This is a genomic window from Paenibacillus sp. SN-8-1, assembly GCF_050995535.1.
GTDB lineage: Bacteria > Bacillota > Bacilli > Paenibacillales > Paenibacillaceae > Fontibacillus.
Genome location: NZ_CP194782.1, coordinates 4,399,569 through 4,412,761, shown reverse-complemented (window position 1 = coordinate 4,412,761; position 13,193 = coordinate 4,399,569). Strand labels below are relative to the sequence as shown.

The 13,193-nt window shown below is 45.9% G+C and carries 13 protein-coding genes; 5 read left to right on the top strand and 8 right to left on the bottom strand.

All coding sequences use genetic code 11. The features are described from left to right. Window positions 1-149: 149 nt before the first annotated feature. Window positions 150-767, bottom strand: coding sequence for a class I SAM-dependent methyltransferase (locus tag ACRRNK_RS21620; protein ID WP_433944650.1), 618 nt, complete (start codon window positions 765-767; stop codon window positions 150-152). Between the two features lie 171 nt (window positions 768-938). Between ACRRNK_RS21620 and ACRRNK_RS21615 the strand changes: the two genes are divergently transcribed. After that, the gene (locus tag ACRRNK_RS21615; RefSeq protein ID WP_433944649.1) at window positions 939-1,700 is read left to right on the top strand and encodes an SDR family oxidoreductase; all 762 of its coding nucleotides are present in this window, start codon (window positions 939-941) and stop codon (window positions 1,698-1,700) included. A 138-nt stretch (window positions 1,701-1,838) separates the two neighbouring features. Here ACRRNK_RS21615 and ACRRNK_RS21610 read toward each other — a convergent pair whose 3' ends face one another. Next, window positions 1,839-2,483: a peroxiredoxin-like family protein gene (locus ACRRNK_RS21610; protein WP_433944648.1), complete on the bottom strand. Its 645-nt coding sequence runs from the start codon at window positions 2,481-2,483 to the stop codon at window positions 1,839-1,841. 346 nt (window positions 2,484-2,829) lie between these two features. Continuing rightward, a complete protein-coding gene (locus ACRRNK_RS21605) occupies window positions 2,830-3,768 on the bottom strand; it encodes a substrate-binding domain-containing protein (RefSeq protein ID WP_433944647.1) in 939 nt (312 codons plus the stop codon). Between the two features lie 297 nt (window positions 3,769-4,065). Between ACRRNK_RS21605 and modA the strand changes: the two genes are divergently transcribed. Further along, a complete protein-coding gene (gene modA, locus ACRRNK_RS21600) occupies window positions 4,066-4,914 on the top strand; it encodes a molybdate ABC transporter substrate-binding protein (protein ID WP_433944646.1) in 849 nt (282 codons plus the stop codon). A gap of 24 nt (window positions 4,915-4,938) precedes the next feature. Here the strand turns inward: modA and ACRRNK_RS21595 are convergent, their stop codons facing one another. Further along, on the bottom strand, window positions 4,939-5,787 hold the full coding sequence (locus ACRRNK_RS21595; protein WP_433944645.1) for a copper amine oxidase N-terminal domain-containing protein: 849 nt from the start codon (window positions 5,785-5,787) through the stop codon (window positions 4,939-4,941). 485 nt (window positions 5,788-6,272) lie between these two features. Here ACRRNK_RS21595 and ACRRNK_RS21590 point away from each other — a divergent pair, with 485 nt between their 5' ends. After that, complete coding sequence (locus ACRRNK_RS21590) at window positions 6,273-7,034, top strand: GNAT family N-acetyltransferase (protein ID WP_433944644.1); 762 nt, start codon at window positions 6,273-6,275, stop codon at window positions 7,032-7,034. Window positions 7,035-7,199: 165 nt separating this feature from the next. Next, window positions 7,200-9,011: a serine hydrolase domain-containing protein gene (locus ACRRNK_RS21585; protein ID WP_433944643.1), complete on the top strand. Its 1,812-nt coding sequence runs from the start codon at window positions 7,200-7,202 to the stop codon at window positions 9,009-9,011. A 79-nt stretch (window positions 9,012-9,090) separates the two neighbouring features. On the opposite strand, the gene ACRRNK_RS21580 is transcribed toward ACRRNK_RS21585, so the two are convergent. Then, window positions 9,091-9,750, bottom strand: a complete 660-nt coding sequence (locus ACRRNK_RS21580; protein WP_433946969.1) for a TetR/AcrR family transcriptional regulator — start codon at window positions 9,748-9,750, stop codon at window positions 9,091-9,093. Window positions 9,751-10,104: 354 nt separating this feature from the next. On the opposite strand from ACRRNK_RS21580, the gene ACRRNK_RS21575 reads away from it, so the two are divergent. After that, window positions 10,105-10,953, top strand: a complete 849-nt coding sequence (locus ACRRNK_RS21575; protein ID WP_433944642.1) for an SDR family NAD(P)-dependent oxidoreductase — start codon at window positions 10,105-10,107, stop codon at window positions 10,951-10,953. A gap of 36 nt (window positions 10,954-10,989) precedes the next feature. On the opposite strand, the gene ACRRNK_RS21570 is transcribed toward ACRRNK_RS21575, so the two are convergent. From ACRRNK_RS21570 to ACRRNK_RS21560, 3 genes are all read right to left on the bottom strand, one after another. Continuing rightward, window positions 10,990-11,319, bottom strand: a complete 330-nt coding sequence (locus ACRRNK_RS21570) for a hypothetical protein (protein WP_433944641.1) — start codon at window positions 11,317-11,319, stop codon at window positions 10,990-10,992. Window positions 11,320-11,378: 59 nt separating this feature from the next. Then, window positions 11,379-11,504 (bottom strand): hypothetical protein, encoded by a 126-nt coding sequence (locus tag ACRRNK_RS21565; protein WP_433944640.1) that lies wholly within the window; start codon window positions 11,502-11,504, stop codon window positions 11,379-11,381. A gap of 126 nt (window positions 11,505-11,630) precedes the next feature. Continuing rightward, window positions 11,631-13,028 carry a phytase gene (locus tag ACRRNK_RS21560; protein WP_433944639.1) on the bottom strand — a complete coding sequence of 466 codons (1,398 nt, stop codon included), beginning with the start codon at window positions 13,026-13,028 and terminating at the stop codon, window positions 11,631-11,633. Between the last annotated feature and the right edge of the window lie 165 nt (window positions 13,029-13,193).

Below are 13,193 nucleotides of genomic sequence, written 5' to 3'. Positions count from 1 at the left end.
GATTCAAACATTATGAATTGCGCTCATGGGTCTCCATGCTCTTGTAAAAAAAGAAGCCGCCCTCCATGCCAATTGGGCATTGAAGACAGCTTCAAACGAATCCATGTTATTTTTTTGCTACCATCCAAATGAACAGTGTAATGGTACGGTTATTTGACTGCAGTCACGCAGTATATCCCGGTTTTCTTTGTAGGTGCATGTATAGGCGATACCTGTCTAAAACCAGCGGATTTGACAATCTCAATAACTTCTTCAACTGAATACAGGGTGAACCCATGCGGCGCGAATTTTGATTTCTCCATCCCTTCCCGAGACTTAAATGCTATTACGAGTAATCCCTCATTCTTTAGGACACGGTATATTTCTTGAATATCGCTTGTCGGATTCGGCCAAAAGTATAGGGTATTAACGGTATAGATCTTATCGAGTGTGTTATCACCATAATCGATCCGGCTCACACTACCTTGTATAACCTCAAGTCTATTCTGCTGAATATAATCGGCATATCTCTTTCTCACCTGGTTCACCATGGTCTCGGAGTAATCGACTCCAACCAGCTTTCCTGTAGAAGACTGCCCTAGAACATGAGAGAAATACTTTCCGTTTCCGAAGCCAATCTCCATGATGGTATCACTGGGCTGAATCTGTAATTGATGGATTGCAAATAAATTCATCTCATCGTTAGTTCTATTCATCACAAGTGCAACTATTTTGCCCAAAAAACCATCTGGTTTCCTTAGATGCCTGGCGAATATCTTCTTATACATGCCCAGTCCTCCCCAACGTGGAAATTTGAAGTGTGCTACAAACTTACCAAGGACGGACGTGAAATGGCAAGTAGTCTATGTGTCACAGAACATACTCTGGGTAAAAAAGAAGAATAATAAGATGGAAAATGGGTGACTGGCGCATATAAAACAATGGAGAAGAGGATGGCAATGAAACTTTCAAAAAATACAATACTTATCACCGGCGGAAGTACGGGAATAGGTTTAGCTTTTGCGGAGCGCTTTTTAAAGGCTGGGAATCAAGTGATCATTTGCGGACGGCGTGAAACCGCACTTCAAGAGGCAAAGGAAAAGTTCCCTGGCCTTATCACTCGTGTAAGTGATCTGGGTATTGAATCCGAGCGCGCAGCATTGTTTGATTGGGTAACCGCGAACTATCCGGAAGTGAATGTGTTGGTGAATAATGCGGGAATCCAGCAGCGCTTCAATATTCTCAAGGCGGACGCGAAGGACAATTGGAGTTATTTCAATAATGAGATCACAACCAATATGGAGGTGCCTGTCCATCTCTCCATGCTGTTCGCTCCATTTTTTGCAGCAAAAGAAGAGGCGGCGATCATTAACGTGACCTCAGGGTTGGCTTTTACACCGATGGTTATTGCTCCGATCTATTCAGCGACAAAAGCGGCGCTTCATTCTTTTACAATGAGTCTGAGACACCAGCTGTCAGGTACATCTGTAGAAGTAATTGAGGTTGCTCCTCCGGCGGTGAATACCGACTTGGGCGGCGCGGGGCTGCATACGCACGGAGAACCACTCGATGCGTTCGCAGATGGAATTTTCAAAGGGCTGGAAGAGGGTGAGAAGGAGATTGGATATGGTACTTCTGTAAATCGCTTGCGTATGTCGAGAGATGAAGTCGATGAACACGTAGAGAATATGTACAAGGCAATGAAAGACTCAATTGAATAACTGCTGATATGTTCTCAAAATAACATATTCGTAATGAAGAAACAGGCTTAATTGTAAGCCTGTTTTTTGACTTTTCTTATTAGGTCTGACTAGTTGGTTAGTTCCTCATTTGGTTCACGGATCGCGTGCCTTTCAGGCTTACATTCTCTTTAACTGATCCAGAATCTCCTGAGGTTCAAGCCGTTTCATAAAATCCGGGTTAACATAAGCCAAGCGGATAACGCCCGACTGGTCAATGATGAAGGTGGAGGGAACAGGAAGGATCCAGCGATCGGTGGCATTGTATTCTGCCAGGCTCAGGCTGAGCCGCTTCGTCATAACCTCCTGCACATATAACGGAACTTCGAATAACACCTTATACAAGGAGGCTACGAGACCATTTGTATCGCTAAGGACCTCAAAGCTAAGGTCTTCCTTCTCTTGCTGAGAGAGCGTGTGATCCGGGGATTGCGGACTTATGGCAATTAGCTGGCCGCCTACCGCCTGTATATCTGGCAGAATGCTCTGGTATGCTCGCAGCTGTATATTGCAGAAGGGACACCAGCCTCCGCGGTAGAACGTTAACACGACAGGACCACGTGAGAGCTGTTCGGACAGATTTATAGGGTGGCCTGTAGAATTATTTAAGGTAAAATCTGCGGCTTGTTGTCCCTCCTGCAAGCCGTACACGATACCAGATTGCTGCTGCTCCTGAATCAAACGGAATATTCCCTCCTGAAAGTCCTCCGTTGTTTTGACTTCAAATTGCTTCTTGGCTTCGTCCAAGCTTTGATTCAATAGCATGTCTATTCTCCTCCTTCTCATTGTGGGACTTTCATTCAATAACATTTACTCGCACGGGTAAGGCAGATTTCTGAATAAAAGATACCGATCGGTATCTTCAGTGTAACATATAGAGGTTCCACATGAAAAGGATTTAATATTTGGTTTAATCCGTCTAGTATATTTCTTGCTAAAGGAGTAGTAGGAAAGGAAAAAACCTCTTCAAGGTGAAGAGGTTCTTTGAGTTAATTATGGAATGAACTAAATAGAGTCCATTCCATATATATTGAATTCAAATGCGGTACGATATATATTAAATATAACTAAATAAATCTAATTATAACTAAATATATTCAAAAGGAGTTGGTTAAGTTTCAAATAAGACTTCTCCCGTACGAGACAGATCGTAGCCTGAAATCGCCTGAAGCTCTTTCTTGAAGCTATCTGACTGAAGGATTTGCAGTAGAGAAGGAATCCAGAGTTGATTTGCCGGGGTCTTGAGCATGACAAGATCATACCGTTCCTGGATTAATGGGATAAAGCTGATTTGCCCGACGATAGAGGCGGTCTGTTCGATACCTACGCCCACATCAGCTTCACCCGACGCGATCTGCGTGGCCACACCGAGATGATTGGTCTGTTCATTGTCATATCCGGCAAGCTGCCCCGGCTTGATTCCGTGAATGCGAAGCTGCTCGTCGAGCAATACTCTGGCTCCGGAGCCCTTTTCCCGATTCACGAATCGCAGTCCAAGGCGGCCTAAATCGGACCATTTCTTAAGCTCATGCGGATTCCCCTGCTTGACATACAATCCGGCATTTCTGGACAGCAGGTTGACGACTACATAAGATGATCCTACGAGTATTTTCCGAATATAGGGAATGTTATATTCACCCGAATCTCCATCTAACAGATGGGTGCTGACGATGTCGGCCTCGCCTTTATACATAGAAATCAAACTGTCCAGGCTGCCTACGAACGAGCGTAGAGGGCGAATGCCAGGGATCTGCTTCTCCAGATGTTTGGCCAAAATATCGAGTCCAATGTCATGACCGGTGATCACGACCGAGCCACTGGGGCTGGCAGGGGCTGCTGCTTGGACATACGCGGGAACAGGGCGATCTGCTGCCGGGACCATTCTTGCCCGCTGCTTGTAAGCTTCCAGGTCGGAAGCGTCTACCCGCATTTGCTTGCCAACCCGATAAGAGGGTAACTCCCCTTTTTTGATCAGATCATAGACGGTAAGCTTGGATATTTTTAAAAGTTTGGCGATTTCCTCGGTTGTATAGGACATGTCGCTCGACATATCAGAACCCTCCTAGCTGGCTGCATAAGTCGCTTAGTTTCAGAGCCTAATTATATCATAGTTGAAAATAGGAAGGTCGAATACGGGCCGTCACGTCTGGACTTTGAAGAAGGTGTGACGAGGCGCTCACCTGCCCGGAAGCTTGCGGTGTAGAATTCATGAAGTAGTGACTATATGGAATGAACTAAAGAAATGAGCGCATGGATTAAGGCTAACACTTGTTATGCAAAAGAATCGATCACGCAGTCTTTAGTTCAATCCATATAATTATAACTAATTATAATTCTGGAGGAGCCCATGTTAAAAACAATGAGGATTAGTGTGCTTTTGTCTATCATCATAGTCTTGATGGCAGCACTATCAGGCTGTACGAGTAAGGATACGGCTGCAACGAGCAGCACGGATAATCAAGCCCAAAGCGCAAGTAAGTCAGCCTCTACCCCGGCTGAAACCGTTGAATTGACGGTGTCTGCGGCTGCCAGTATGACCGATGCCCTTAAGGACATCCAGAAGACTTACGAGGCTGCGAATCCTAATATCAAATTGAACTTTAACTTTGGCGCATCCGGCGCTCTGCAGCATCAAATTGAACAGGGAGCGCCTGCCGACTTATTTCTGTCCGCTGCCGCCAAGAATATGAAGGCCCTTGTAGATAAGCAGTTAATCGATACCAATCAGCAAAAAAAGCTGCTGGGTAACGAGCTTGCAGCTGTGGTGTTCACAGATGGGAAAGTGGGGGTCACGAACGTGATAGACTTGTCCAAGGATGATGTGAAGAACATCGCAATAGGCATTCCTGAGAGTGTGCCCGCAGGAAGCTATGCCAAAGAAGCGCTCACCAATTTGAAGCTTTGGGATTCGCTGCAGTCCAAGATGGTTCAAGGGAAAGACGTAAGACAAGTTCTTCAATATGTGGAGACGGGAAATGCAGACGTCGGTTTCGTCTATAAGACAGACGCCCTGACCTCGCAAAAGGTAAAAGTCGCCTTCACAGTAGATCCAAAAACGTATAAGCCGATTGAGTACCCCATCGGAATTGTAAAGGCGACAAAGCATAGTAAAGAGGCAGAAAGCTTTTACACATATTTGCAGTCTAAGGAGGCACTTGATGTCTTCGTTAAATACGGATTCTCCATCCTGAATTAATCGCGGCGGCACCAGCAAAGGTTACTAATGCTCTGAAGATATGGTCCTTCCTGCAATCAAGATATACTGTAATTCATTTGGTTGTGAAGTTACGACCCCGCCAGTATTTTCAATATGCTTAGTCATGAGTGCGTCCTTTTTTACAGATGGTCTATCTCTATCTTTAATATCGACGGATCTATAAGGAATGTCCAATAAGCCGCCTTCATTAAAATAAATCATTGTAGATAAATCCTCTTCTCCTTGCGGGATATCTGTTCCGGAAATGTTTTTGGCTACAAGGTTAAAGTTAAGTTCTGTAGTGTTCTTTTTAAGTGATGTACTGAGTGTGTAATACAAGGGCTGGAACGCATTTGAATTTAACGTTCTTGATATAGCTACACGGTCATCGTCTAGAAGATATTTCAGACGCCCTTGTTTTAGCAATCGTTCATCATTTAGTGTGATCACGTTGTTAATTGAATTTACTTTGTAGTCAAATGAATTAAATAGAATACGTGCAGGAATAATCATATATCCCTTTTCCATTACAGGCTGTGTATCCATTTCTACTTTTTCCCCATTTACAACGGCAATATGACTACCAACTTGGATATTCACTACGTTATCATTTTGTTTAATCGTGGCTGAACGTGAAGCACTGTCATAAGCAACAGAGGCGCCTAACAACTCACTTGCTGCTCTCAAAGGCAGCATGAGTCGGTTCTGCTTATCGATATAAGGCGCTTTAGGATAAGTATAAGCAACATAATAATCATTCATTTTTAGAATGATCGGTGTTTTCACCTTAGGGCTTGACGCATAGCTGCTATTAGCTGTTAGCAACATTAATGATAAAGTGACCACAAATGATAGCCGTTTTTTCAATCTCATTTCTTGCAACTCGCTCCTTTTTTTGGTATTTACTACCTAGACGTTATGTTGGGAAAAGTTGTTACATAAGAGGGCTGAAATAATTATATAAGCCGCAGTTAAAATGTTCACATTTGTGGGTACAGTCGTAACTACGGGGAATGCTTGGACTTTCGGCCGCTGTTGTCTCCAGATTTCTTGATTTATACCGCAGGGCGGATGAAATCCGGAGACAAAGGCGATCGCTTTCGCTCCTACAGTTCCAAGCTTCCCCTCCGTTACACCTTACCCTCAAGTCAATTTTTAATTGCGTCTTATATAGCTCCTTTTCTTCGATTTATTTGGAAGATAAGACAATAAATTTGCTCCACGTGAAACTTTTTTGGGCTTTTTGTCGATCGATGTATGAGAAAAGAAGGAAGCTGCAACGGCACAAGCCATAGCTCCCCAGCGCGTACAAACTGGCTTCCACCCGACTGAAATGATAGCCATTGGAGGTAGGAGACATGGGGTTTATTCAAATTACCAAGCATAATATCGGGACTGAGCATATATGCTGCGCGTTAGGTGCCAAACAGTATGAGAATGCAGTTAATGAGAAGAAGAAATGGTTGTCGGAACGAATGGATGAGGGGTTGGTATTTCATCGCCTGGATGAACGGGCGAAGGTGTTTATTGAATATCTACCTGCCGAGAGCGCATGGGTTCCTATTGATGCCCCCAATTACATGTATATCAACTGTTTGTGGGTCTCCGGCAGATATAAGAATCAAGGATATGCCAAGCAATTGCTGAACTATTGCAAGGAAGATGCTATAGAACGTGGTATGGATGGGATTGTTCATATCGTAGGGAAGAAGAATTACCCGTATCTAAGCGATAAACGTTTCTTTGAACATATGGGGTTCAAGATTGTAGATCAAGCTGAACCTTACTTTCAATTAGCGGCATGGACGTGGAATGAGCAGGCGAATGTCCCGTCTTTTACTAACCAGGCAGTATCCTCTCCTAACCATGATGGTATAGCCATCTATTATACCGCTCAGTGTCCATTTGCTGTGGGCATGCTGGAAGAGTTGGGACAAGCAGCAGAGGATCAGGGCATTCCCTTTAAGGCCTACAGGATTACCACGAGGGAAGAGGCGAAGAACGCGCCGACTGTATGGACTACCTTTGGTTTGTTCTATAATGGCAAATTCATTACTCATGAGATATGGAGCTCTAATAAATTCAGCCAATTCCTGATGAAGCAGCGAATAGAAGAATGAGTATGCCCCCTAAATGTGATATCACTTGTTCGTACTCCAGCTGAAGAGGAACCGGTCCCGCAACTAAGCTTAAGGTAGATTTAAGAATTCTGACAGCTGCGGGAAAGACCGCTCTGATAGACTGAACTTAATTATTTCGAGGTTCATCTATGGGAGGGCTTTCTCTTGTTAATCAAATCAAGATATGTACGCTTGCTGCTGCTCGCAGCGTTGTTATGCTCCGTATTTCCTGCTTCCGTAAGCGCGTCCGCTCCGGACAAGGGGCAGCTGGAGACTTTTTTGGATGAGTTCATGAATAGCAAGATGCAGGAATATCATGTGCCTGGTGCGGTGGTGTCGGTGGTGCGGGATGGTAAGGCTGTCCTAATGAAGGGCTATGGATATGCCAATCTTGAGCAAAAGGTGCCCGCTGATCCCTACAAGACGATCTTCCGTGTCGGGTCTATCTCGAAGTCTGTCACCTCTACGGCGGTCATGCAGCTGTATGAGGAAGGGAAGATTGACCTTCGCAAGGATATCAAACAATATATCCCGGACCTTAACTTATCTTATATCGATCATCGTCCGATCAGCGTGCATGATCTTCTGACACATACGGCGGGCTTTTGTGAGTCCATCTATGCTGTAGGTCGAGATAAGGATAGGCAGGTATCACTTGAGGATGCGATAAAGACAGGTCTGCCCAGCCTTTGCCGGAAGCCTGGAGAGCAGGTTGCATACAGCAATCAGGGGCTTTCGCTAGCAGGTTACCTGGTACAGAAGTTATCCGGTAAGCCATTTGAGGATGTAATTCGTGAGCGCATTTTCAAGCCGCTTCAAATGAACCATTCCAGCTTCCACTTTGAAGAGTCGGAGCCTAACTTGGCAAGAAGCTATTCTTATGACAGTGGGACCTACAAGGCTGCCCCCTATTCCTATATTCATCACCTCCCTGCCGGCGCGCTGAACTCAACGGCGGAGGACATGACCCATTATATGATCGCCCATCTCCAGCAGGGGCAATATGAGGGCAGCCGTATTCTCTCGGACAAGACTGCCGAGCTCATGCATCAGACGCAGTTCACTATCAATAAGAACATGCCGGGGATGGCCTATGGCTTCTATGAACGTTATCAGAATGGTCTTAGGCTGATCGAGCATGACGGAGGCATTGACGAATTCGAGTCGTATATGTATCTGCTTCCTTCTGAGCATACAGGCATCTTCATATCGACCAATTCAGGGGAAGGGACCAACGTGATAGAGCAGCTTATCGGGGCTTATCTGAATCGATTCTACCCTGATACCCCTAAGCTAACGCGAGCAACGAATCCGGCAACCGTCCAAGAATTAAAGAGCATTGAAGGCTATTATATTCCCAACCGCGCACATCTTCATGGCCCGTTCAACTTCGGGCAGAACTTGTCTGCAGTTCCCTTGAAAGCTGTGGAAGATGGTGTAATTACCATGAACGATCAGCGTTATCTGCAGATTGGACCCGATCTATTTCGGAATGAAAGCTCCCAGGAGCTGCTCTATGTGGATGCGAAGAATCACACCCTGGCATTAAGCTCCATTCCAACGATGGAGTACGAGCGCCAGAATTCGCCAATCTATAATCCTACCTTGAATATTGGCATTCTTCTTGGCCTCGCCTTGGTCTATCCTTTGCAGGTGATTCTTGCTCTGATCTTATGGATTGTGGGGATTCTGCGTCATAAGAAGGCGCGTTTCGATTGGCTTAGCACCCTGGTCTCTGTCTTATTCGTAGTCTATTTCTTGTTTGCCATATCGACTTCAGAGCTGTTCGTTAATGGAATACCTTCATGGTCCTACCTGTTCCTCTACCTGCCAGTCCTGCTGCTATTCGTCTTGATCGCGAGGTTGATAGTCAGGATTGTCCGCAAACAGCGCGTCACGGTTATGCAGGTTCTATACCTGGCCGCAGCGGCGGGCCTTGTGATTTACTTGTACAGCTGGAACTTCTTTAGCGTCTAAAAGGGGTAATCAAAAACAAAGTGGCTGACGGAGTACCGTCAAGCCACTTTGTTTTTGCGTGAATTTGTCTGGAGTGCACTTAGGCGCGTTGATCTGGCAACAACGAACTGACTATCATGGACAGAGTTTGCTTGTATACGGCATGAGCTGATTGCACATCTCCCAAGTGTCCACTCATGTAAAGATGAATAACGCCGTGGAGCGAGGCCCAGACTGCTCGTACAGCGGATTCCGTGTCGTACTGGCGGGGGATTAGTCCTTGCTCGTGGGCATTGCTGATCAAGGTCAATAACTGCCGCATGGCGGTTACGGTCCCATGCAGGCTTTCTTCGTCCGGTTTGAAATCTGCGAAGGCTCCTCCGAACATCAGCTTATAATAACTGGAGTAACGCTGCCCAAATTGCCAAAAGGTCTCCCCTAGATTCAGCAAATGCTGCACCGGATCAGCGGCTTGCGGCGTCCTCTCAAATTCGTTAGCGAGAAGCTTACAGCCTTCCAGATACAGCTGCTGAGCCAAGCCCTCTTTATTGACAAATAAGTTATATATGATTTTTGTCGAGCAATCCATTTTCTGCGCTACTTTACGCACCGTAACGGCTTCCGGTCCCTCTTCTTGCAAGAGCGTGGCTGCCGCATCAACAACGAGTCTGCGTAGAGCTTCAGTATTCTCTAAGCGAGCCTCTTTATAAGTTTTTAACACTCTTGTGTCCGTATTAACGGAGTTATCCTGGTCACTCATCATCGTCACCTTCGGCTATCATGTTTTCGATATATGGATTGAACTAAGACTGCGTGAACGAACTCTTGGCTCTGTAAGCCTTTTGCTGAATTTTAGTTCATTCCATATTGGAAACAATGTTTCTTATTTTCTTACAAAGAATCTTATACAGTGAATAGATCGTTGTCAATGAGACGTGGGATGTTCCAAAATCGCATTGACTTTCTAAAACAGCGTAGTTACAATGAGTTCGAAAGGAAACGCTGTTACCGATCTCGGAAAGATCTTAATTTTCTTGGTGATAAAGGAGTGCCTTTAACCAGTTGGTAACGTCGTTTCCAATACATAACCATGTAACGAAAAGGAGGCTACACTATGAATTTTCAAGGAAAATGGGCACTCGTCACGGGAGCTTCTTCCGGTATTGGAGAACAATTCGCGAGACAACTAGCCAAGCAAGGCAGTCATTTGGTACTCGTGGCCAGGTCTGTGAGCAAGCTTGAGAGCCTGGCAGCAGAGCTGCACAAGAGGTATGGGATCAAAGCGGAGGTTATATCTATGGATCTATCGAAAGAAGGCGCGCCTAGCGAGTTATATCAGCAATGTCGGCGTTTGAAGGTGGATATCGAACTGTTGGTCAATAATGCAGGCTTTGCTACACATGGATATTTTGAACAAGTGTCTGGTGAGCGTCAGCATGAGGAAGTTATGCTCAATGTCGCCGCTGTTGTGGATATGACTCACTTATTCTTACCGGATATGCTGCGCAGAAACTCAGGTACTGTGATCAATGTGGCTTCAACCGCCGGATTTCAACCGCTTCCCTACATGGCTGTATATGGGGCGACGAAGGCTTTTGTCCTGTCGTTTACGGAGGCGTTATGGTGGGAGAACCGCGACCGGGGTATCCAATTCTTCGCACTTTGTCCCGGTGCGACGGATACCGGCTTCTTTGATGTTGTAGGAACGGAAGATGCTTCTGTTGGAAAGAAAGAAACGCCCGAAAGAGTCGTAGAAGGTGCCCTCCGTGCGCTTAGGGAAGGAAAAGTGTACCTCGTTCCGGGTGTGCAGAATTATATCGGGGCGCAACTATCGCGATTCATAACACGCAAGCAGGGTCTTCGGCTTGTTGGAGGCATGCTTCGTCCAAGCGGAGGATCTGGTAATCATAATTATAAGAATACAGGTAATCAATCTGATCTTGCAGGGCGGACAATTCGGTGAGAGCTATATAACTAACACACGGCTGCGGTTCCCAGACTAGTGAAACAAGCTGTTAATGGATACGGCTTCTTCATATGTCCAAGCTGGCGCTGAAATAGTTGGATGCGGTGCCGATTGATCCGCTGCACCAGTCTTTCTACTAACCCAAATATTTAATTGATCAAAATTGCCTGAAATCCAAATCGTACCCAGCATTTGCAGATCAGGCTTGCCGTTATTGACCCGAGTGTATGACAGGGAACCTATCCCATTCAAGATTCTCCTATTGAATACAATATCAATGAGGTCATAGCTCTCAGTAAATTTATATTTATCAATAATTACTTGTCCACGAAAGCTGGAATCTCGCAGAAGAGGTCTCCTCAAAGTCCCCTTAATTCGGATATTTGTACTTGTAGAAGATAATTTATCACCACCTATATATTCTACAGCGGGTATTCGATATCGACTTCCTTGGGGAAGTCATACAGAACTAAGAATCCAAGTAGGGCAATAAGTACGGGGATAAGCATCAGAAGAAGCTCTTTTAACCTGTTGCTTGAGCTAAGCATTGAATCTCTCCTTAGGATGATCTGATATCTGTAAATAAAATACTCCAGCCGCCGAATCTCTAGTACTAATTCGGGCGGTTGGAGTATGTGTTCTTCTTGATCCCAGCCGGGTTCTGCCGGTCTTGGTTATTTCGTGTTGCGGTTCACCAGCTGCCTAGGATCCGCACCGTTTCCGGATTCCAGCTTGTTGGCAGGACCGTTAGCAATTTGGTCCCAGCTCACCATTTTGAAATTCTGGTTCAGCTTCTTGCCATCCTGCATATTGGCGTCATCCTGGGATACGAAGACACCGTTCGGGTATTTGTCCCCGAGGTTCACACCCAGCACATCGATGCCGTCGGTCTCGCTGGTTCCGTCGATTTGATCGCCATCTCCAATGGTGAAATTGCTGATGTAGGCGTTATCTCCTGTGCGGTTATAAATGGCATAGCTGTTGCTGCCTTGGCTGGAAGCAATCAAATAACCGGATCCATCTTTACCATAATATAAAGTCAATCCTTCGATATCGTCTTGCAGGCGGCGTCCATCTGCAATGTCGACCTTCGATTTAGGCTTGTTGGAGCCGTCCGGCTCTGCATCGTATTTCCAGATGGCCACGTCTTCTTCGGCAATATAGATATTGCCATACTCATCGTCAGCGACCATACCTTCGGATTGGGAAGACAAGCGGAACTCGCGAACCAGCTTACCGGCTATTTTGCCGCTGCCGTTATCTGAGAGCTCGTACTGCTCGAATTCACCCTTCTTCCCGAGCACCAAGGCGTAGAACTTCCCGGTCTTCAGGCTGTGATACAAGCTGAAGCCGTAGACTTCGCCCATTTTTGACTTAATCGGTTCTGCCACTACGTTCTTAAGCTCACCGTTTGCACCGGAGATGGTAAATACATCAATTGTATTCGTAGTCCGGTTGGTCGCTGCCACGATATCTACCTTCTGGCCGCCAAGCGGGAAATCATAACGCAGGTCGATATTGTTCATTTTGCCGACTGGGTAGGATTGCAGCTGTTTGCCGTTCATATCATAGACGAGGATACCCCCGGCTTTGTTCGTAGCCACGAGCTTGCTCCCGGCAGGATTCTGCGGATCCAGCCAGATCGCCGGATCGTCAGCCGCATCCTCGCCGGATTTGGAATCCACGGCTTCAGTCTCCCCTTGAGCCTTCACGGTGAACGTAGGAATAGCGTCCTTGGCATCCCGGTACTTGTTGTTCTCCGCAAGGATGCTTTGAAGGAGTGAAGCCGGAATGAGCGTCTTCCCGTTAACCAGCTTGACTGGCTGAGCCAGCTTAACTTCTTGTCCAGCCAGGCGGTACTTCGACTTATCGATGGTAACGAGACCGGTGATGCCGTTGGATAGCTTGAAGGAGGCAGCTGCATCTTCATTATCCCAGCTGATGCTAGCCCCAATATTCTCAAGTGATTGGCGTAGCCCAACGTAATCTGAATTACTTGTAGCAGCGCTCGCGGCAGGCACCAGCATCCCTGCGATTAGAGTAGAAGCGAGCAGAACTTTAACCTTAGACATGTAGACATAATCCCCTTTATACTTTTTTACCAAGTATAGGAGGTGAATGTTTTCATAATGTATGAGGAGTGTTAAAAATATAGACTGGGATGTCTACTATTCATGTTTATTTGTTCCACCAAATGCACACGATACCTACAAAATGTGCTGCCTGCGGGAGGAGAT

What these genes read in the sequence shown, in the direction of transcription:
- ACRRNK_RS21620 (WP_433944650.1), bottom strand. Translation starts at nt 767, where the DNA reads ATGTATAAGAAGATATTCGCCAGGCATCTAAGGAAACCAGATGGTTTT.
- ACRRNK_RS21615 (WP_433944649.1), top strand. Translation starts at nt 939, where the DNA reads ATGAAACTTTCAAAAAATACAATACTTATCACCGGCGGAAGTACGGGA.
- ACRRNK_RS21610 (WP_433944648.1), bottom strand. Translation starts at nt 2,483, where the DNA reads ATGCTATTGAATCAAAGCTTGGACGAAGCCAAGAAGCAATTTGAAGTC.
- ACRRNK_RS21605 (WP_433944647.1), bottom strand. Translation starts at nt 3,768, where the DNA reads ATGTCGAGCGACATGTCCTATACAACCGAGGAAATCGCCAAACTTTTA.
- modA (WP_433944646.1), top strand. Translation starts at nt 4,066, where the DNA reads ATGTTAAAAACAATGAGGATTAGTGTGCTTTTGTCTATCATCATAGTC.
- ACRRNK_RS21595 (WP_433944645.1), bottom strand. Translation starts at nt 5,787, where the DNA reads ATGAGATTGAAAAAACGGCTATCATTTGTGGTCACTTTATCATTAATG.
- ACRRNK_RS21590 (WP_433944644.1), top strand. Translation starts at nt 6,273, where the DNA reads ATGGGGTTTATTCAAATTACCAAGCATAATATCGGGACTGAGCATATA.
- ACRRNK_RS21580 (WP_433946969.1), bottom strand. Translation starts at nt 9,750, where the DNA reads ATGAGTGACCAGGATAACTCCGTTAATACGGACACAAGAGTGTTAAAA.
- ACRRNK_RS21575 (WP_433944642.1), top strand. Translation starts at nt 10,105, where the DNA reads ATGAATTTTCAAGGAAAATGGGCACTCGTCACGGGAGCTTCTTCCGGT.
- ACRRNK_RS21565 (WP_433944640.1), bottom strand. Translation starts at nt 11,504, where the DNA reads ATGCTTAGCTCAAGCAACAGGTTAAAAGAGCTTCTTCTGATGCTTATC.
- ACRRNK_RS21560 (WP_433944639.1), bottom strand. Translation starts at nt 13,028, where the DNA reads ATGTCTAAGGTTAAAGTTCTGCTCGCTTCTACTCTAATCGCAGGGATG.